21 protein-coding genes, 3 tRNA genes and 1 pseudogene are annotated in these 16,876 nt (G+C 49.8%); 6 read left to right on the top strand and 19 right to left on the bottom strand.

Annotation, left to right across the window (positions count from 1 at the left end):
• Positions 1 to 25: 25 nt before the first annotated feature.
• The 15 genes and pseudogenes from GKO28_RS06080 to folD form a co-directional block, all read right to left on the bottom strand.
• Positions 26 to 655 (bottom strand): electron transport complex subunit E, encoded by a 630-nt coding sequence (locus GKO28_RS06080; protein ID WP_182075692.1) that lies wholly within the window; start codon positions 653 to 655, stop codon positions 26 to 28.
• A gap of 2 nt (positions 656 to 657) precedes the next feature.
• On the bottom strand, positions 658 to 876 hold the full coding sequence (locus GKO28_RS06085) for an FMN-binding protein (protein ID WP_203563959.1): 219 nt from the start codon (positions 874 to 876) through the stop codon (positions 658 to 660).
• Positions 860 to 1,144, bottom strand: a complete 285-nt coding sequence (locus GKO28_RS06090) for a hypothetical protein (RefSeq protein ID WP_203563960.1) — start codon at positions 1,142 to 1,144, stop codon at positions 860 to 862. Before GKO28_RS06090 ends, GKO28_RS06085 begins: the two co-directional genes overlap by 17 nt.
• The gene (locus tag GKO28_RS06095; protein WP_203563961.1) at positions 1,141 to 1,287 is read right to left on the bottom strand and encodes a hypothetical protein; all 147 of its coding nucleotides are present in this window, start codon (positions 1,285 to 1,287) and stop codon (positions 1,141 to 1,143) included. The genes GKO28_RS06090 and GKO28_RS06095 overlap by 4 nt, the downstream gene beginning before the upstream one ends.
• A pseudogene (locus GKO28_RS19385) lies at positions 1,284 to 1,496 on the bottom strand (RnfABCDGE type electron transport complex subunit D); the annotation flags it as partial. The gene GKO28_RS06095 and the pseudogene GKO28_RS19385, both read right to left, overlap by 4 nt.
• Positions 1,396 to 2,394, bottom strand: coding sequence for an RnfABCDGE type electron transport complex subunit D (locus GKO28_RS06100; RefSeq protein WP_374220714.1), 999 nt, complete (start codon positions 2,392 to 2,394; stop codon positions 1,396 to 1,398). The gene GKO28_RS06100 and the pseudogene GKO28_RS19385, both read right to left, overlap by 101 nt.
• Entirely contained in the window at positions 2,391 to 2,576 is a 186-nt protein-coding gene (locus tag GKO28_RS06105) for a hypothetical protein (protein WP_203563962.1), read from the bottom strand. Before GKO28_RS06105 ends, GKO28_RS06100 begins: the two co-directional genes overlap by 4 nt.
• Complete coding sequence (gene rsxC / locus GKO28_RS06110; RefSeq protein WP_203563963.1) at positions 2,566 to 4,662, bottom strand: electron transport complex subunit RsxC; 2,097 nt, start codon at positions 4,660 to 4,662, stop codon at positions 2,566 to 2,568. Before rsxC ends, GKO28_RS06105 begins: the two co-directional genes overlap by 11 nt.
• The gene (gene rsxB / locus GKO28_RS06115; protein ID WP_182075694.1) at positions 4,663 to 5,223 is read right to left on the bottom strand and encodes an electron transport complex subunit RsxB; all 561 of its coding nucleotides are present in this window, start codon (positions 5,221 to 5,223) and stop codon (positions 4,663 to 4,665) included.
• Positions 5,224 to 5,298: 75 nt separating this feature from the next.
• Positions 5,299 to 5,880 (bottom strand): electron transport complex subunit RsxA, encoded by a 582-nt coding sequence (rsxA, locus tag GKO28_RS06120; protein WP_182075695.1) that lies wholly within the window; start codon positions 5,878 to 5,880, stop codon positions 5,299 to 5,301.
• Between the two features lie 290 nt (positions 5,881 to 6,170).
• Positions 6,171 to 6,419 (bottom strand): hypothetical protein, encoded by a 249-nt coding sequence (locus GKO28_RS06125; protein ID WP_182075696.1) that lies wholly within the window; start codon positions 6,417 to 6,419, stop codon positions 6,171 to 6,173.
• A 44-nt stretch (positions 6,420 to 6,463) separates the two neighbouring features.
• Positions 6,464 to 6,988 (bottom strand): GNAT family N-acetyltransferase, encoded by a 525-nt coding sequence (locus GKO28_RS06130; protein ID WP_182075697.1) that lies wholly within the window; start codon positions 6,986 to 6,988, stop codon positions 6,464 to 6,466.
• 2 nt (positions 6,989 to 6,990) lie between these two features.
• Positions 6,991 to 7,362 (bottom strand): hypothetical protein, encoded by a 372-nt coding sequence (locus GKO28_RS06135; RefSeq protein WP_182075698.1) that lies wholly within the window; start codon positions 7,360 to 7,362, stop codon positions 6,991 to 6,993.
• Between the two features lie 199 nt (positions 7,363 to 7,561).
• Entirely contained in the window at positions 7,562 to 8,593 is a 1,032-nt protein-coding gene (locus GKO28_RS06140) for a quinone-dependent dihydroorotate dehydrogenase (protein WP_182075699.1), read from the bottom strand.
• 60 nt (positions 8,594 to 8,653) lie between these two features.
• On the bottom strand, positions 8,654 to 9,508 hold the full coding sequence (gene folD / locus GKO28_RS06145; protein WP_182075700.1) for a bifunctional methylenetetrahydrofolate dehydrogenase/methenyltetrahydrofolate cyclohydrolase FolD: 855 nt from the start codon (positions 9,506 to 9,508) through the stop codon (positions 8,654 to 8,656).
• Between the two features lie 121 nt (positions 9,509 to 9,629).
• On the opposite strand from folD, the gene GKO28_RS06150 reads away from it, so the two are divergent.
• The 6 genes from GKO28_RS06150 to GKO28_RS06175 all read left to right on the top strand — a co-directional run bounded on the left by GKO28_RS06150 (position 9,630) and on the right by GKO28_RS06175 (position 12,182).
• A tRNA-Pro gene (locus GKO28_RS06150) sits at positions 9,630 to 9,706 on the top strand.
• Between the two features lie 24 nt (positions 9,707 to 9,730).
• Positions 9,731 to 9,807: transfer RNA gene (locus GKO28_RS06155), tRNA-Arg, on the top strand.
• Positions 9,808 to 9,844: 37 nt separating this feature from the next.
• Positions 9,845 to 9,920: transfer RNA gene (locus GKO28_RS06160), tRNA-His, on the top strand.
• A gap of 195 nt (positions 9,921 to 10,115) precedes the next feature.
• Entirely contained in the window at positions 10,116 to 10,385 is a 270-nt protein-coding gene (locus tag GKO28_RS06165; RefSeq protein WP_182075701.1) for a hypothetical protein, read from the top strand.
• 67 nt (positions 10,386 to 10,452) lie between these two features.
• The gene (gene sbcB, locus GKO28_RS06170) at positions 10,453 to 11,889 is read left to right on the top strand and encodes an exodeoxyribonuclease I (protein WP_182075702.1); all 1,437 of its coding nucleotides are present in this window, start codon (positions 10,453 to 10,455) and stop codon (positions 11,887 to 11,889) included.
• 74 nt (positions 11,890 to 11,963) lie between these two features.
• Complete coding sequence (locus GKO28_RS06175) at positions 11,964 to 12,182, top strand: DUF6500 family protein (RefSeq protein ID WP_182075703.1); 219 nt, start codon at positions 11,964 to 11,966, stop codon at positions 12,180 to 12,182.
• A gap of 86 nt (positions 12,183 to 12,268) precedes the next feature.
• Here the strand turns inward: GKO28_RS06175 and GKO28_RS06180 are convergent, their stop codons facing one another.
• From GKO28_RS06180 to GKO28_RS21235, 4 genes are all read right to left on the bottom strand, one after another.
• A complete protein-coding gene (locus GKO28_RS06180; protein WP_203563964.1) occupies positions 12,269 to 13,621 on the bottom strand; it encodes a response regulator in 1,353 nt (450 codons plus the stop codon).
• Complete coding sequence (locus GKO28_RS06185) at positions 13,593 to 16,157, bottom strand: CHASE domain-containing protein (RefSeq protein ID WP_182075705.1); 2,565 nt, start codon at positions 16,155 to 16,157, stop codon at positions 13,593 to 13,595. The genes GKO28_RS06180 and GKO28_RS06185 overlap by 29 nt, the downstream gene beginning before the upstream one ends.
• Before the next feature lie 101 nt (positions 16,158 to 16,258).
• Positions 16,259 to 16,549, bottom strand: coding sequence for a LysE family transporter (locus tag GKO28_RS21230; protein WP_203563966.1), 291 nt, complete (start codon positions 16,547 to 16,549; stop codon positions 16,259 to 16,261).
• A complete protein-coding gene (locus GKO28_RS21235) occupies positions 16,546 to 16,872 on the bottom strand; it encodes a LysE/ArgO family amino acid transporter (RefSeq protein ID WP_203563967.1) in 327 nt (108 codons plus the stop codon). Before GKO28_RS21235 ends, GKO28_RS21230 begins: the two co-directional genes overlap by 4 nt.
• Between the last annotated feature and the right edge of the window lie 4 nt (positions 16,873 to 16,876).

The raw sequence follows: 16,876 nt of genomic DNA on the forward strand, positions 1-16,876 counted from the left end.
TTCCGCTCGACGATCCAGCGCTTGTTTACCCGCAAATTAAAAAACCCAAGCCAATAAACGCCCCGGGCGGCAAGATGGCCAGCAAGAATTGATAATTGTATTCAGCAGGAATCACATGAATCACCCAGGATTTGGCGCTGGCGCCAAACACCAGATCAATACCCGACAACAGTGTGCCTTTGCCGACTAACTCGCGCATCGCGCCCAAAATCGCCAGCACCAGCGTGAGCCCTAGCCCCATCATCACGCCGTCAAGCGCCGATTGCGCCACGCCGTTTTTTGACGCATACGCTTCAGCTCGCGCTAACACGATGCAGTTGGTGGTAATCAAAGGAATAAAAATCCCCAGCACCACGTATAAATCATGCACATAGGCATTCATCAATAAATCAACCATCGTCACCAAGGCGGCGATGATTAAAATAAAAATCGGCGCCCGCAATTCATTGGGCACCAAGCTGCGAATGCAGGCAATCGCCGCACTTGAAATCAACATCACCAAGCTCGTCGCTAAGCCCAGCGACACGCCATTCACAATATTGCTTGAGATCACCAGCACTGGGCACAGGCCCAAAAATTGCCCTAAGGCGGCATTTTGCTGCCAAATGCTGTTTTGAATAATCGTTTTGCTTTCGTCTTGTGTTAACAAGGCCATGCTTAGGCTCCAAACAAAGTAGCGTGTTCTGCCGCCACGTAATTCAAGGTGTTTTTCACCGCTTTCACCACCGCACGCGGGCTAATGGTTGCGCCCGCAGCAGCATCAAAAGCGCCACCATCTTTTTTAACCCGCCATAAATCGGCCGTTGGTGACGACAGCGATTTACCATCAAAACCCAAAATCCAGTTCGACTTAGCGGCATCAATATAATCGCCCAAGCCCGGCGTTTCTTTGTGCGCCACCCACGCGAACGCCCAAAACCTGCCCAGCGCGGCTCACACCGACCAATAATTTAATCTTGCCCGAATAGCCATCTGGCGCAATGGTTTCCACCACCACTGCCGTGGTTTGGCCATTTTTCATCGCCCGATAAATCTGCGCGCCGGCTGGATTATTTAGCTGCTGTTGGGCTGCGGCAGTTTGCGGCAACGCGTCCAGCAGCAATTCGTTGTCATAACTACCCGCTGGCAACACTTGCGCGATCAACGCCGCACGGGCGGGTCACGCTCATTTTTGGCAACACTTTCCTTCGTTAAGGCATAGGTTCCGGCCATTAAAGCGGTAAAAACCAGAGCAAAAACCAATAAAGTCAAAGCACCGCGAACGCCATTTTGCACCATGGTTTTCATGCTTTAGCTTCCTTTTTATCCGCGGATTTACTACTGCCCTGTGGTTCGGTCTTGCGACGACTATTTGCTTCGGTCTTGCGACCGAAGACCGCTGGCTGCGTATATTGGTCAATAAACGGCGCGGCAATATTCAGAATCAACACCGCAAACGCCACCCCGTCGGGATAGCCACCAAAGGTGCGAATCAGCCAAGTGAGTAAACCTATTAACGCGGCGTAAATCAAGCGGCCCCGCAACGTTGTTGGCGCGGTCACCGGATCGGTAACGATAAAAAAATGCGCCCAGCACCGCTGCGCCACTGAGTAAGTGAAACGCGGGACTGGTGTATTGCGCGGGATTAATCAGATGAAACAATCCCGACATGCCCAATAGCACCGTCAAAAACGCCACCGGCAACGGCCACGCAATAATCCGCTGTTGCAGCAAATACAAACCGCCCAGCAAATAGCCCACGGCGATTAACGCCACTGAACTCGGTAAAAAACTCAACCAATCGGCCGACTGAAAAATTGCACCACTAAAAATATCGCTCATGCTGTGCTGCTGCAGCAAAGCGGTTTTAACGCTATCCAGTGGCGTCGCTGATGCAAGGGTATCAAATGACAGCCCTTGTGGCAGATGCCCGCTCAAGATATACCCAAACTGCTGCCAAGTCGTTAAATCCACACTTGGCAAAGACAGCGGTGCATTCCAGCGGCTCATTTGTGCCGGAAACGACACCATCATCACCGCAAAACCCACCATCGCTGGATTAAATGGATTTTGCCCCAAGCCACCGTATAAATGCTTAGCCAAACCAATCGCAATCACGGTGGCCAACACCACCATCCACCAGCTAGACAGTGGCGGTAAAGACAGCGCCAACAACCATGCAGTGACAATTGCCGAGCCATCGGTGATAAAAGGCTTGATGGGATAATTGCGTAATTTTAAGCACGCTGCTTCAGTGGCTATCGCCGTGACCGTCGCCAGCAGGATTTGCAGCAAAATGCCAGCGCCAAACACCCAAGCATAGGCGGCGATACCGGGCAGCAGAGCTACGGCAACTTTGAGCATCACCACTTGCAGCGGTGTTGGTTTGATCAAATGCGGTGATGTACGAATCATTCTTTTCCCTCTGCGGCTGGTTTCGCCGCTTTTTTTGCCGCCGCTGCAGCCATCGCGGCGCGAATCTTGGCGGCTTTTTCTTCGTCTATCGCTGGCTTCTCAACCGCTGCTGGAGCGACGACTGGCGATGGAACGGATTCACCAGCGTCCTTCGCTGCTTTCTCGGCTTTTTTAGCCGCCACAGCAGCCATCGCCACACGAATCTTGGCGGCTTTTTTCTTCGTCGATGGCTGGCTTCTCAACCGCTGCTGGCGCGACGACTGGCGGAGGAACGGCTTCACCCGCGTCCTTCGCCGCTTTTTCGGCTTTCTTGGCCGCCGCAGCGGCCATCGCCGCACGAATCTTGGCGGCCTTTTCTTCATCTATCGCCGGTTTCTCAACCGCTGCTGGCATGACTGCTGACGAAGGAACGGATTCACCAGCGTCCTTCGCGGCTTTTTCGGCTTTCTTGGCTGCCGCAGCAGCCATCGCCGCGCGAATCTTGGCAGCCTTTTCCTCATCCATCGCGGGTTTGGCTGCTGTATTTTGCTGCAAGCCAGCACCAGAACCATCTACAGGGCTATGCACTGCAGGGGTATTTGCTGCGGCTTTTTTCGCCGCTGCTGCTGCCATCGCAGCTTTAATTTTCGCCGCTTTATCGGCGTCGATTGCTGGCGCAGCCGCGCTGCTGGCAGGCGTTTCACCTTTGGCGGCCGCTGCACGCGCCATTGCTGCGCGAATTTTCGCGGCTTTATCGTCGCCATCAGCAGCAGGGGCCACGCTGGCTTCAGGCGCGGCGACTTCACTCACCAGTGGTTTTGGCTCGGCTCTGGCCGAAACAGATTGACCCGCAGCTCGCGCCGCTAAGCGCGCGGCTTTTTCTTCTTTTTCACGCTCATCGCGGAACTGCTTAAATTCATGTCGTTCGCGCGCGGTATCGGCCGATTTCTTCGCGCGCTCAGCATCCCAGATTTCAGATTTGGCAAAGCGATAATAATCCACCAACTGAATACTTGACGGGCACACATAAGCACAAGCGCCGCATTCGATGCAATCAAATAGATTGCGCTCTTGCGCCTTGCCAAAGTTTTTACTGCGCGCAAACCAATACAAATCCATCGGCTGCAATTCTTGCGGGCAAGCCACCGCGCATTCACCACAACGAATACACGGCATTTCACGGGGTTTTTCAGGGAAATGGGCCGCGTCCATCGCAATAATGCAGTTGCCGGCCTTAGTCAAACCCACTTGCGTTGATGGCAAGGTAAAGCCCATCATCGGCCCGCCATAAATGCAGTCACTGGGCGCTTTTAGTCCGGCAAATTTTAATAAATCGTCAATCGGTGTACCAATCAAAGCCTCAACATTACACGGCTTTTCGACATTGCCGGTAAGCGTCACCACCCGTGAGATTACCGGTTCAGCGTGCTCTAACGCGGCGTAAATACTGTAAATCGTCGCCACATTAAAGCATTGCACGCCCAAATCGGTGGAGCGAACGCCGCTAGGCACTTCGATATTGGTCAGCAATTTAATCAGCTGTTTTGCGCCACCCGATGGGTAAAGTGTGGGTACCACCACGACTTGAGCGCTAAATCCGCAGCCGATTAGCGCTGCGCGCAAGGCTTCAATCGCCTCGGGTTTATTGTCTTCGATGCCGATGAGCACTTGTTTGGCATTGAGTAATTGCCGAACAATCGCAATCCCCGCAACGATCTCAATAGCGCGCTCGCGCATCAATCGATCATCACACGTGATATACGGCTCACATTCAGCGCCATTAATGATCAAGGTATCGAGCGGCTCGCGGCTGATTAATTTCAGATGCGATGGAAACACCGCGCCGCCCTGCCCAACCACGCCCATGTTTTGCACATATTCGCGAATCGCCTTGGCGTCACCACCTTGCATCGCGGCGCGCCAATCAAATTTTTCGCGCACAATCCATTCATCAAGGCCATCGCTGGCCAATGTCAGGCAGCTTTGCGTTAAACCCGAAGGATGCGCCACCGCTTGCGGGTCGATTGCAATCACCTGCCCCGACGTTGGCGCGTGCACTGCAGCTGAAATATTGCCATTGGCTGCGGCAATCATTTGTCCTTTGAGAACGCGATCACCCACGCTCACCAAGGGCTGCGCGATATTGCCAATGCTTTGCTGCAAAGGAATCGATAACCGTGCCGGAATCGGCATTGCCACAATCGGCGAGCGATTGGATAAATCTTTCATCTCGGGCGGATGCACGCCACCATGAAATGGAAAAATCTCGTAACTCAACGTCGCACTCATTTATTTCACCTGCTTTAGTTGAATCACCGGATAACGCCATTTCCACGTATTGACGTTTTCACCAACGACGACCATATCGATGCAATCGACCGGGCACGGCGCAATACACAGCTCGCAACCAGTGCATTCTGATTCAATCACTGTATGCAATTGCTTGGCGGCGCCAACAATCGCGTCGACTGGGCAGGCTTGAATACACAGCGTACAGCCGATACAGACGTCTTCCCGAATCACCGCCACCGCACGTGGTTTTTCAGCCGCGCCGCCGCCATCGTCAAAAGGAATAAATTCTTTACCCAGCAACTCCGCCAGTTTATGAATGCCATCCGTTCCACCCGGTGGGCATTGGTTAATCGGCGCTTCATCATTGGCAATCGCCGTCGCATATGGTTTACAACCCGGATAGCCGCACTGGCCACACTGAGTTTGCGGCAATACCGCGTCGATTTTATCCACCAAGGGATCTTCATCAACCTTAAATTTAATCGCCGCCCAACCCAAAACGGCGCCAAGCAACACGGCCAATCCGGCCATCAACGCCAGTGCGAATAGAAAACTCATTCAAATACCTTACAAACAAGGGAGTGAGGAGTTGGGAGTGGGCTGGGTCTACTACTCCCTACTCCCTACTCACAATTATTTAACCAATCCGGCAAAACCCATAAATGCCAAACTCATCAAACCGGCGGTAATAAACGCCGCTGGCGTACCTTTAAAGGCTTGCGGAATATCAGCGCCTTCGAGTCGTTCGCGCATCGCGGCGAACAAAATCAAAATCAAAGAAAAGCCCAGCGCCGAGCCAAAGCCAAACACCAAGGACTCCAAAAAAGTATGCTTGGCGGTCGAATTAATCAGTGGCACGCCGAGCACCGCGCAATTGGTGGTAATCAGCGGCAAATAAATCCCCAAGGCCTGATACAACACTGGGCTGGCTTTATGGATAAACATCTCGGTAAATTGCACAATCGCCGCAATCACCACAATAAACGCCAGCGTGCGCAAATATTCCAAGTGCCAAACAATCAACACTTGGTCGATCATCCACGACGTACCCGACGCCAAGGTCAACACGAATGCGGTCGCCAAGCCCATACCGATCGAGGCTTCGAGTTTTTTTGATACGCCCATAAACGGGCACAGCCCCAAAATCCGCACCAGCACCACGTTGTTCACCAACACCGCACCGACGAGTAATAAGAGGTAATGATTCAAATCCATGATGTTCTCAGCCCTTGAGGGATTGCATTGAAGTATTGGCTTATAAGCATTGACTACCAACGGCTACAGCTCGATACATCCATTTTACTTTTAATTCTCATGTAAGCGGCTACGCCGCATGTATTAGCCCTAGCGCAAGCGACACCGCCATGATGATAATCGATCACAACACCAAGACAGTTCGATACACAGTAGTAGGGCGGCTTAGCCTGCGTAACCCGCCAATTTAATTCGCGTGTAAAGCATTGCAATCAGTGCGGGTTGATAAAACTAACCCCGCCCTACTGGCTTTACTTCTCGCCCCAACGCCACTGCGTCGGTTCGCCTTTACGCCAGCAGATGATCAAAAAAGTCAAACTGAGTAATCCAAACCCACTCCAAAATAGCAATGGTTGATGATCTGGCAGCTTGAGAATAACGGCTAAAATCAGCAGCATCAGGTAAGCAAGCAAAACACACCACCCCTGCCAACTTGACGGCATCCCCCAACCCCAGCCATAGCGTTTGGCTGGAAACCAATACTTTTGCTTTGTTGACATATCCAAACCTCAATCAAGCATCACTTCAAAAAGTACATGTCTTATCAATCGTCGCCTAGGCGCTGTTTCGGATGCCGATAAATCTGCCATTGCCCACCGCGAAACTCGACTTTTTTTTCTAATGTCGCGCCTACTGCCTGCGCCAATTGTATCGACGGTGCATTATCGCTATGGATAAAACTAATCAAATTCAGATCAGGTACGCACTCTAAAGCCATCGCCTGAATACCGCGCACCGCTTCGCTGGCAAAACCTTGCCCCCAATACGCACGGCTCAAGGCCCATTTGATTTCGGGGGCTGGCCAGTCGTTGGGATACCATAAGCCCGCAGTCCCCAACACCAAACCGGTGGCCTTTTCTTCAATCGCATACGGGCCATAACCGCGTAAAACCCAATGTCCAAGCATACTCGACATCGCACGCCAGCTTTCGCCCTCGGAGAGCGCACGGCGAAAGGTGAATTGAGTACACTCCAGATCAGAATAATGCGCGTGCAGTGCTGGCCAATCGGCATCAGTGAATTGCCGCAAGATTAAACGAGGCGTTTCAAATTGCAGCAAAACCGGCATGATTATTTCGCCTTAAATGTCGGTATTGTTGCTTGTTTCTCTTCACAGCCAAACAACACTTCCCCGCCTTGCTCATGCACCCAGTGTTGGCAGATTTGGCGTTGGTCGGTGGCGAATTTGGTTTTTTTGCGTTTGATCAGCCGCTTGACCATCAATTGCACTGCTTTGGGCGCACTGGCGATGGTGTTGAGTACCGCCGTTTCATGCTGATTGCCGCCGTCTTGCGCGTCTTTTACCACGGCATTCCACACGGTGAGCACCGTACGCATGACGCCGGCGAACTGCGCTTTGGAGCAGCCATTGGGTAAACCGACTAACACCGGCTGGGCAAAAGTCAAAATAACTTGGGTGATTTGTTCGTCTTGAGCGTTCAACAGAGATCCTTTTTCAACTAAATGGGCTGACCCGCACCGCATTTTTACTGGGTCATAGAGCGGGAGGTTGCTAACGTCGTTGACGTTTGCTCTTCAACGACACGCGTTTGGCGCTCAACCCCGAGTGTGCCACGAATGGGATTGAGCTTAACGTATCTTGCTTGATGATTTCATGACCTAGATCGTTGAAATACCACGATTAGCGCTGACTTTGCCCGCGGGCAATGGCTTGGGCGCAATCGGCAATCAATTGCGGTCCGGCATAAATCAATCCGCTATAAATCTGCACCACGGCGGCACCTGCACGGATTTTTTCCGCCGCATCTTCCCCAGACACAATGCCGCCAACACCAATAATTGGCAAAGCGCCATCGAGCACGCGCGACAATTCGCGAATCACTGAGGTTGATTTGGCCCGCACCGGCTCGCCCGATAGGCCGCCGGTTTCTTGGCCATGCCGCAGATGTTCAACGCCAGTCCGCGACAAAGTGGTATTGGTGGCAATCACGCCATCGATTTGATTGGCGATGAGTAATTCGCCCATTTCTTGGATTTGATTGCCATCCAAATCCGGGGCAATTTTGACCGCGATGGGCACATAGCGACCATATTGATCGGCCAAACGCGCTTGCTCGGTTTTTAATGCCTGCAATAGCGCGCCAAATTCACTGGCTTGCTGCAATTGACGCAGGTTTTTGGTATTCGGGCTAGAGATATTCACCGTCACATAGCTGGCGTGGTTATACACCTTACGCAAGCCGATAAGATAATCATCAACAGCATTTTCTATCGGGGTATCGGCGTTCTTGCCAATATTGATGCCGAGTACGCCCTTATACTGGCTGGCTTCAACATTTTTGATTAGTTGGTCAACGCCGCCATTATTAAACCCCATGCGGTTAATAATCGCCCGCGCTTCTGGCAAACGAAATAAACGTGGCTTGGGATTACCAGCTTGTGGGCGCGGCGTTACCGTGCCGATTTCTAAAAAGCCAAAGCCCAACTCGGCCAAGGTATCAATGTAATCGCCATTTTTATCCAAACCCGCAGCCAAACCGACCGGATTGGGGAACTCAATCCCCATCACCGTGACTGGATTATTTTGCACTGTTGGCGTGAGCGTGCGCAAAAAACCCGTGCTGTGCAGCAAGCCCAAGCCTTTAAATGCCGCGTGATGCGCGCGTTCCGCATCCATCATAAACAGCAGCGGTTTAGCCAGTTGATATGCCATTACAGAACCTTATTCAAAATCTTTTAGAGGTAAATGGCGGGTTTAAACCCGCCTTTAGAATTAGCCGTTACGATTTACGCAAGCGTCATACGTATTTTGCATCAATGTGGCCACCGTCATCAAACCGACGCCGCCTGGTACAGGGGTAATCCAGCTAGCGCGCTCTTTGGCGGCGTCAAATTCCACGTCGCCGCACAATTTGCCGTTTTCTAAACGATTGATACCCACGTCAATAACGATGGCGCCTTCTTTAATCCATTCGCCTTTAACAAAGTTAGGAATCCCAACGCCAGCCACCACCACATCCGCACCGCGGACTTTTTCGGCCAAATCTTTGGTTTTGCTATGGCAGATCGTTACTGTTGCTCGTGCTAGCAACAACTCCAATGCTTGTGGACGACCGACAATATTGGACGCACCAACCACGACCGCATCTTTACCCACCAAATCAATGCCGGTTTTTTCCAGTAAAGTCATCACACCGCGTGGCGTGCATGGACGCAGCAAAGGCATTTTCAATACTAAGCGGCCAATATTGTAAGGGTGAAAGCCGTCAACATCCTTAATCGGGTCGATCAATTCAATCACTTTATCGGCATCAATATGCTTAGGCAGCGGCAATTGCACCAAAATCCCATCCACATCGTCACGGGTATTGAGCTCGGCAACCAGCTTTAATACCTCGGCCTCTGCAGTATCGGCCGGTAAATCATAGGCAAATGAGGTAATTCCGGCGTTTTCACACTGGCGTTTTTTATTGCCAACGTAAACTTGTGATGCCGGATCGCTACCAACCAGAATCACCGCCAAGGCTGGCGCACGTTTACCGCTCGCGACGCGCGCATCAACTTTAGTGCGTACTTCAGCAACAATTTCTTGAGAAATGGCTTTGCCATCAAGGATCTGGGCAGTCATGGGCTTACTCCGGCTGTTCTAGTGAAGGGGCGCATTTTCTCACTATTTCACTTTTTTCACAAAAAAGTTCGCACAAGGTGTTGACGGGAAGAATTTGGCAACGTATAGTTCGGCCTCTGTTCGGGGCGTAGCGCAGCCCGGTAGCGCACCTGGTTTGGGACCAGGTGGTCGTGAGTTCGAATCCCACCGCCCCGACCAGAAACACTTAGTAGTAAATACGGAGCTCCCGTAGCTCAACCGGATAGAGCAACGACCTTCTAAGTCGTAGGTTACAGGTTCGATTCCTGTCGGGTGCGCCAAGCATGCCGAGAATTCGCAGATTATTAAAGTTTTGTGGTGGCTGTAGCTCAGTTGGTAGAGTCCAGGATTGTGATTCCTGTTGTCGTGGGTTCGAGCCCCATCAGCCACCCCACAAAAATCAAGGCCTCAACGCAAGTTGGGGCCTTGTTCATTTCCGCTTCACATTTACCGCAATCTAGACCTCTCCCCCTTCTAAGCCAGTAATCAACCTGGGCTTATCGCCCAATTCAAATCATCTAAAAAACTTTTTTTCATTCTATTGATTTAAATCGAGTTGTTTTTCACCTAGTGCTTGCACACTCAGAGCATGAAATATGCTTTTGCGCATTTAAATCTCACTTGCCACGCCAAAAAAAGCTGTGCGCCCTGCGATTGTTCGGATGCCGAAATTGCGATTCGCCATTATGCTAGCGGCAAGCATCTTTTAGGCGCGATGAGTGCTGAGCAGCGCGATTGGTGTCTTGATGAAATTAAGCGCTTTATGCCCGAGCAAAATCGCAGTGAACTGGCGGCGCTGAATGACGATGCTTTGGCGCGTTGGGTATTAAAAAGCTGGCGCTACTCGGTGCGCTTTTAATTTTGCCACGCCCAAAATGGCGTAATCCCGTTATGATGACAAGGTTTAATCAACTGACGGTAGCGCAATGGATAGCACTTTTTTCTGGCACGATTACGAAACCTTTGGCGCAACGCCACGCTTGGATCGACCCAGCCAATTTGCCGGGATTCGTACCGATAGCGAGCTCAATGAAATCGGCGAGCCGTTGATGATCTATTGCCAACCCGCCAATGATTTTTTGCCCGATCCTTTTGCTTGCCTACTCACCGGCATTACCCCGCAAACTTGCTTAGAAAAAGGCCTCCCCGAAAATAAATTTGCCAATTTGATTGAACGCGAGTTGGCTCAGCCCGGAACGATTGGCGTGGGTTACAACACCATTCGATTTGATGATGAAGTGACGCGTTATCTATTTTGGCGCAATTTAATGGATCCCTATGCCCGCGAATGGCAGAACGATTGCTCGCGCTGGGATTTACTTGATGTAGTTCGCGCCTGCTATGCACTGCGCCCTGCCGGGATTGAATGGCCAGTGAATGACGAAGGAAAAGTTAGCTTTAAGCTTGAGCACCTAAGCCAAGCCAACCATCTGGCGCATGAGACGGCGCATGACGCCTTATCAGACGTCAGAGCGACGATTGCTTTAGCTCGGCTGATTCGCGAAAAACAACCTCGGCTGTTTGATTTTTGCCTCGCTTTACGCAAAAAAGATCGCGTCTTTGACGAAATCAATCTCGCTAATCCAAAACCTTTTATTCATATCTCCGGCATGTATGGCGTTGATCGCGGCAATTTGGCTATCGTTTGGCCGCTGGCGACACATCCCACTAATAAAAATGAAATCATCGTTTGGGATTTAGCCTTTGATCCTAGCGAGCTATTTACGCTGGATGCGGCAACGATGCGCGAGCGAATGTTTAGCAAACAAGCCGATTTAGCCGAGGGCGTTACACGACTGCCCATCAAGACCATTCATGCCAATAAATCGCCCATTGTGGTCAGCAATTTAAAAACGCTGAGCGCCGAGCAAGCGGCCCTTTGGGGCGTTAATCTGGACGCCATTCAAACGCATGCCGCTAAGTTGGCCAATAGCCCCGATTTAAACACGATTTGGCGCGATGTTTTTAAGCGCAATAACCAAGGTGAAACCATTGATGTTGATGCCAATTTATACGGCGGCTTTGTTTCTCCGACCGATCGCCGCACTCTGAACCGCATTCGCACCCTCTCGCCAGAAAAACTCGCGCTAGAACCAGCGCACTTTGACGACAGGCAGCTCGAAGAATTGTTCTTCCGCTATCGCGCCCGAAACTACCCAACCAGCTTAAACGAACAAGAAGTGCAGCGCTGGGACAAATGGCGTAGTGACAAATTATTTGATGGCGCAGCAGGCGCGCGGACGCTCGAAGCGTATAGCGAAGAAATTGATCGCCTTTCTGAAGACGCCGACGAGCGCGGCGAGACTATTTTAGCGGCGCTGTATGATTACGCAGAAATGATTGCGCCAGAAATAAACTATTGATGTATTGGTCTGTAGCTTATATTTTTATTTAAATACAGGCCGATACCCATAAATAATCCCTTATGGTTGCCGCAATGAGCCCAATTCTTAAACAAAAAATACGCCAAGTTTGTGAGCAAAAAATCGCGGCAAAAGGCGACAATGTGGGCTTATCTTTTTATGCTTTTTTCGCCAATAAAAACACGCATCCCGCCTTATTGATGGAGGCTGCCACGTGGTGGATTCAAACGCATCAGCTTGATCATTTTGAAAAAGCCAGCAAAATTAAAGCGCTGGTTGATGCGCAAGATTGACGTTGAATAACTGCTATTTTAAAAAATCATTTCAATGGCGACTGCCGTATCGCGATTGGCAGCGTACGAAACCCTTGCCAGCCTATTTAGCCTGGAGATGGTTTCATGCCCCATTTTTCGACTATTTTTTTCAAATCTTCGAACTTGACTGGTTTCGAGAGAAAATCATTCATCCCCACTGCGTAGCAATGGCGGACATCTTCAGCAAACGCATTAGCGGTCAGCGCGACAATTGGAATACTTCGCTTTTGGTTTTCGAGTGCGCGAATCGCCTCGGTCGCAGCAAAACCGTCCATTTCTGGCATTTGGCAATCCATAAACAGTAAGTCGTAATTATTTTGTTGGACGGCATTGAGCGCCTCACGACCATCGGCGACCACGTCAACCCGACAACCGATTTTCTCTAACATCAATACCGCAATTTTTTGATTAATTTGATTGTCCTCTGCCAGCAAAACATAAGTTTTATGCTGCATCTCAGCAATATGATGCATCGTCACCAAGGCTCTTTCATCCTCGGGCCTTTGCTGCAAATTGAGCACTTCGTTTAAACACGCATGTAATTGCGCAGTACGAATCGGTTTACTTAAAAATGCGGCAAACCCGATTTCTTTCGCCAAGGCCGCTTGCCCTTGCTGGCTTACTGCAGTTAATAGTACCAGCGGTAGGCTGGTATTCAATTGTCGAATGGCGCGCCCCAAGTCTAAGTTATCCAAAATGGCGACGATAAAATCGGACTGATTGGCAACCCGAGCGAGTACGGCTGCTTCATCGGCAAACACCTCAACAACTAAACCCATACTTTGCAATTGCAAACTGAGCAACTCGCGATTAATCGCAACATGCTCCAACAGCAAAACCCGTCGCCCCTGAATGATGGGGGCCAAGCTCGGTTGGCCCCCATCCCGTTCGGCCACATCGAGTAACAGATTAAATGAGAAAATAGCACCCGCACCAAGCTGGCTCTTTACCTCAATCTGACCGCCCATAATCTCGCATAAGCGCTTACAAATAGATAATCCCAAGCCGGTACCACCGAATTGTCGCGTCGTGGATGAATCGGCCTGAGTAAAGGGCTGAAATAATTTAGGCTGTACTTCTGGCGCAATACCCACACCAGTATCTGAGATCGCAATATAGAGCCGATATTGCCGCTCATTGACCGGCTCGGCATGAACTCGGGCAACGACTTCACCTTGCGCAGTGAATTTAATCGCGTTATTGAGTAAATTAAGCATAATTTGTCGAATGCGCGCCGGGTCACCGCGCAATCGCCAAGGCGTAGAAGGATCAATCAAGCACGCCATCGCTAGATTTTTTTCTGCGGCTTTGGCCGAAACCAAATCAAATGTGTCTTCTAAAGTGCAGCGAACGTCAAAGTCGATCTGCTCAATTTCTAATTTGCCGGCTTCAATTTTTTGAAAAATCGAGTAAATCATTAATTTGGCACAGCAATAAATCACCACCGGAATGAATCGCAGCCAAAAATTCATGTTGCTGACGATTTAATTCGGTATCGGCCAATAACGATGAAAAGCCTAAAATAGCATTCAATGGTGTTCTAATTTCATGGCTCATATTGGCCAAAAATGCACTTTTCGCTTGATTGGCTAATTCGGCGACATTCAGTGCTTCTGATAATTCATTTTCGATTTGTTTTCGTGCCGTTAAATCCATAATAATGGCGCCAAAATACACTGCGCCATTAAATTCCCAAGCCGATAGCGAACACGCAATGGGAAATTCATCCCCTTGCCGATGTAATGCCAATAATTCTGCTTGATGTGCAAACCCAATTTCACTGCCTACCTTGGCATTGGCAGAAAAAATAGTTTGATAAATAGCTCGGTCTGCTGGCGAAATCAGTATTAATAAATCCTCACCGAGTATTTCTTCTTTACCATAGGCAAATAATTTTTCGGCACTGGCGTTAAATGACAAAATTCGCCCGGAGGCGTCGGTAACAATAATGCCCTCACCTGCGGTATCGACCAATGAACTAAATTTGGCCTCAGATTCTCGCAACGATGCGGCCATTGTTTTTGCTAAACGCATCGCTTTATGATTACTCAGCAATAATGTGCGCAATAATGCAAACAATAAAACACTCACCAGCAAACCACCCATCAACATATTTCTTTCATTTTGATAGCCAACAGCGGCAACAAACGCCTTACTGGGCGCGAGCTGTAATGTCCATTGGTGATTAGGTAAATTCAATGTAAATACTTGCTGGCGTAAATCTGAATCGCCCAGAGCCGGTATCGTCTGATTCGCGAACATCAACGCCTTAGGGTTTGTGGTAACGCCATCAAATAACTGGATATTGAACTGTTGCAATCCTTGTCCTAGGGTGGCCAAGATCCAATCTTTCATCCAAAATGGACTGGCAATCACGCCACGAAAAGCAGCTTGCCGCTGCGCCACAGTACGAGTCGGCATCGCTCGCTGAAATACCGGCACCATTAAGATGCTGCCGATTTGTTGATCTTGCAGCGTTTCTTGGGGCAACTTTATTTTGCCAGTGAGCGTTGGCTGGCCGGTATCACGAGCCAATTCAATGGCACGACGACGCACACTTTCAGAATAAAGATCAAAACCAATCACATACTGGTTTCGCCAGTTTCTCGGCTCCAAATAAGTATCGACCGCATAAATGGCTCGCTCACCCGCTGGGTGAACTTGGAAGTTTGGTCTGATTTTTTGCTGCGTTGTTTCAAACTGCGATTTTTGCGCCGCGCCACGCAGATACGCGGCATAGCTGATGCCCAGCACACCCGGTAGGCGCTGTTGTATAAATAGGTGCTCGATATACTGATGCCACTCTTCGGGGCTAGTAATATCTTTAATGGCAAACAAGCCATTCACACTGAGCAAAATGTGCTCATAGATTTTAATTCTTTCATTGATCCGCTCGGCCAATTCCTGCGCTTGACGATTAAATTGCAATTGATTTTGTTCGCGCCGACTTTTTTGCGCCTGATCCCAAGCGGTAATGGTCAAAGCAATGCCAATCAACAATACCAACCAAGGCATTAAATCTTTAGCTTCAACGCGATGGCTCAGTGCGAGTTGTTGGCGCTCATTCAAATCTGCCGCTAAGGCCAAACCAATGACACACCAAACCGCGACAAAGCTATCCAATGAAATCAGCGCACTATTTAAATCCTGTGCGGCAAACGGCCCACGCCCTTGTAAAGTGGCCCAAATGGCCACAGAAACCACCACAAATACACAGCTAGTAACGCCTCGCCCCTGATCATGCCAAGCTGCCCAAGCGATTGGTGGCAATAATAAAAGCAGCAATAAAGGGGAGCTCTGTGCAAAAACAGGCGCAAAAACAATGGCTAATAACGGCGCCAAAATGGCAAAAAACGCAATAATCATACTGAATTTGGGGAATGGTTTTCGCTCTATCGCTGCTGACCAGCAACATAAAATCAAGGGCGTCATGACTAAAATCCCACAAACATCGCCCATCCACCATGTACTGAACACATTCAACCAAGCTGCGGCAGGTAGCACGCCACCCCAGATCAAACTTAAGCAACCAATCAGCGCACTACAAAGTGCGGCCAGTAATGCGATCAAAACCAAGCGGAATACATTTTGAAAGCGCGATAATAATTGAGCATGCCCAATCCAGCGTTCTATCAGGATCGCCCCCACTAAAGCTTCCAGCGTGTTGCCTACCCCAATCGCGGCGCAGACTAAAATACTTTGTGAATTGATCGGTAAATTTTGCGCCCACAGATTGGCGAGATTGGCGGAGAAAGCCGCCACCATAAGGAAGGGTATTGAGCGATAGCCAATGAGGATCATGCCTGCGATGGCAATACCTGCTGGTGGCCAAATAGGTGAAACACTGGTCGCGGCAAATGCCAGATGCAAACTGTATTTGGCCACGACAAAATACAATAACCCAAATAGACAACTCGGCAAGTAAGTAGGCAAAAAGCCAAACGGATGACGCATCCTATGGGTACCTATTGAGTAAAATCCTTACGTATCACTCAATATAGCCAACAAAACAATCATAAAGCGTCATTTAAACGTCAAACAAAACCAAAATAACATTAAGCCATTACCAAGCTGCCAGCTAAAAACAACATCGTCCCACCGGTAATACCATCAATCCACTGCCAAGCAATGGGGCGCGACAAATATCTGGACAATGCTTGTGCCGCAAATCCCAATACCGAAAACCACAACAGCGACGCAGTCGCAGCACCTAAAATAAAACTCGGCTGCATTGGCAGCGGATAACTACCGCCAATTGAACCCAATAGCACAACGGTATCAAGATACACGTGTGGATTAAGTAGAGAAATCGCCATAATCGTCAATAAAGCACGCAGAGCGCTCACGCCTCGGGCTGGACCTCCACCTGTAAAGTATTGCGGCGTAATATCGCCGCCCAACTGCGCAAGCCATAACACAACAAAAAAGCTGCGCCGCCCCAGCGGGCAATCGACATCAAGATGGGCGATGATTGCACCAAAACCCCCATCCCCAGCACGCCTGCAGTAATGAGTAACCCATCCAGGGTGATACACACTGCCAAGGTCAGCAATAAATGCTGCTTTTGAACGCCCATTTTCAGTACATAAGCATTTTGTGCACCTATCGCCATAATCAGCGCGGCACATAAACCCAAGGCCTTCGTAAATACCACCAGATCAAACACCATAGAA

This window comes from Deefgea sp. CFH1-16 (genome assembly GCF_016881365.1).
Lineage (GTDB): Bacteria > Pseudomonadota > Gammaproteobacteria > Burkholderiales > Chitinibacteraceae > Deefgea.

What these genes read in the sequence shown, in the direction of transcription:
- GKO28_RS06185 (WP_182075705.1), bottom strand. Translation starts at nt 16,157, where the DNA reads ATGCGTCATCCGTTTGGCTTTTTGCCTACTTACTTGCCGAGTTGTCTA.
- GKO28_RS06140 (WP_182075699.1), bottom strand. Translation starts at nt 8,593, where the DNA reads ATGGCATATCAACTGGCTAAACCGCTGCTGTTTATGATGGATGCGGAA.
- GKO28_RS06125 (WP_182075696.1), bottom strand. Translation starts at nt 6,419, where the DNA reads ATGTCAACAAAGCAAAAGTATTGGTTTCCAGCCAAACGCTATGGCTGG.
- rsxC (WP_203563963.1), bottom strand. Translation starts at nt 4,662, where the DNA reads ATGAGTGCGACGTTGAGTTACGAGATTTTTCCATTTCATGGTGGCGTG.
- GKO28_RS21235 (WP_203563967.1), bottom strand. Translation starts at nt 16,872, where the DNA reads ATGGTGTTTGATCTGGTGGTATTTACGAAGGCCTTGGGTTTATGTGCC.
- GKO28_RS06175 (WP_182075703.1), top strand. Translation starts at nt 11,964, where the DNA reads ATGAGCCCAATTCTTAAACAAAAAATACGCCAAGTTTGTGAGCAAAAA.
- GKO28_RS06080 (WP_182075692.1), bottom strand. Translation starts at nt 655, where the DNA reads ATGGCCTTGTTAACACAAGACGAAAGCAAAACGATTATTCAAAACAGC.
- GKO28_RS06165 (WP_182075701.1), top strand. Translation starts at nt 10,116, where the DNA reads ATGAAATATGCTTTTGCGCATTTAAATCTCACTTGCCACGCCAAAAAA.
- sbcB (WP_182075702.1), top strand. Translation starts at nt 10,453, where the DNA reads ATGGATAGCACTTTTTTCTGGCACGATTACGAAACCTTTGGCGCAACG.
- GKO28_RS06180 (WP_203563964.1), bottom strand. Translation starts at nt 13,621, where the DNA reads ATGATTTACTCGATTTTTCAAAAAATTGAAGCCGGCAAATTAGAAATT.
- folD (WP_182075700.1), bottom strand. Translation starts at nt 9,508, where the DNA reads ATGACTGCCCAGATCCTTGATGGCAAAGCCATTTCTCAAGAAATTGTT.
- GKO28_RS06095 (WP_203563961.1), bottom strand. Translation starts at nt 1,287, where the DNA reads ATGAAAACCATGGTGCAAAATGGCGTTCGCGGTGCTTTGACTTTATTG.
- rsxA (WP_182075695.1), bottom strand. Translation starts at nt 5,880, where the DNA reads ATGGATTTGAATCATTACCTCTTATTACTCGTCGGTGCGGTGTTGGTG.
- GKO28_RS06130 (WP_182075697.1), bottom strand. Translation starts at nt 6,988, where the DNA reads ATGCCGGTTTTGCTGCAATTTGAAACGCCTCGTTTAATCTTGCGGCAA.
- GKO28_RS06100 (WP_374220714.1), bottom strand. Translation starts at nt 2,394, where the DNA reads ATGATTCGTACATCACCGCATTTGATCAAACCAACACCGCTGCAAGTG.
- rsxB (WP_182075694.1), bottom strand. Translation starts at nt 5,223, where the DNA reads ATGAGTTTTCTATTCGCACTGGCGTTGATGGCCGGATTGGCCGTGTTG.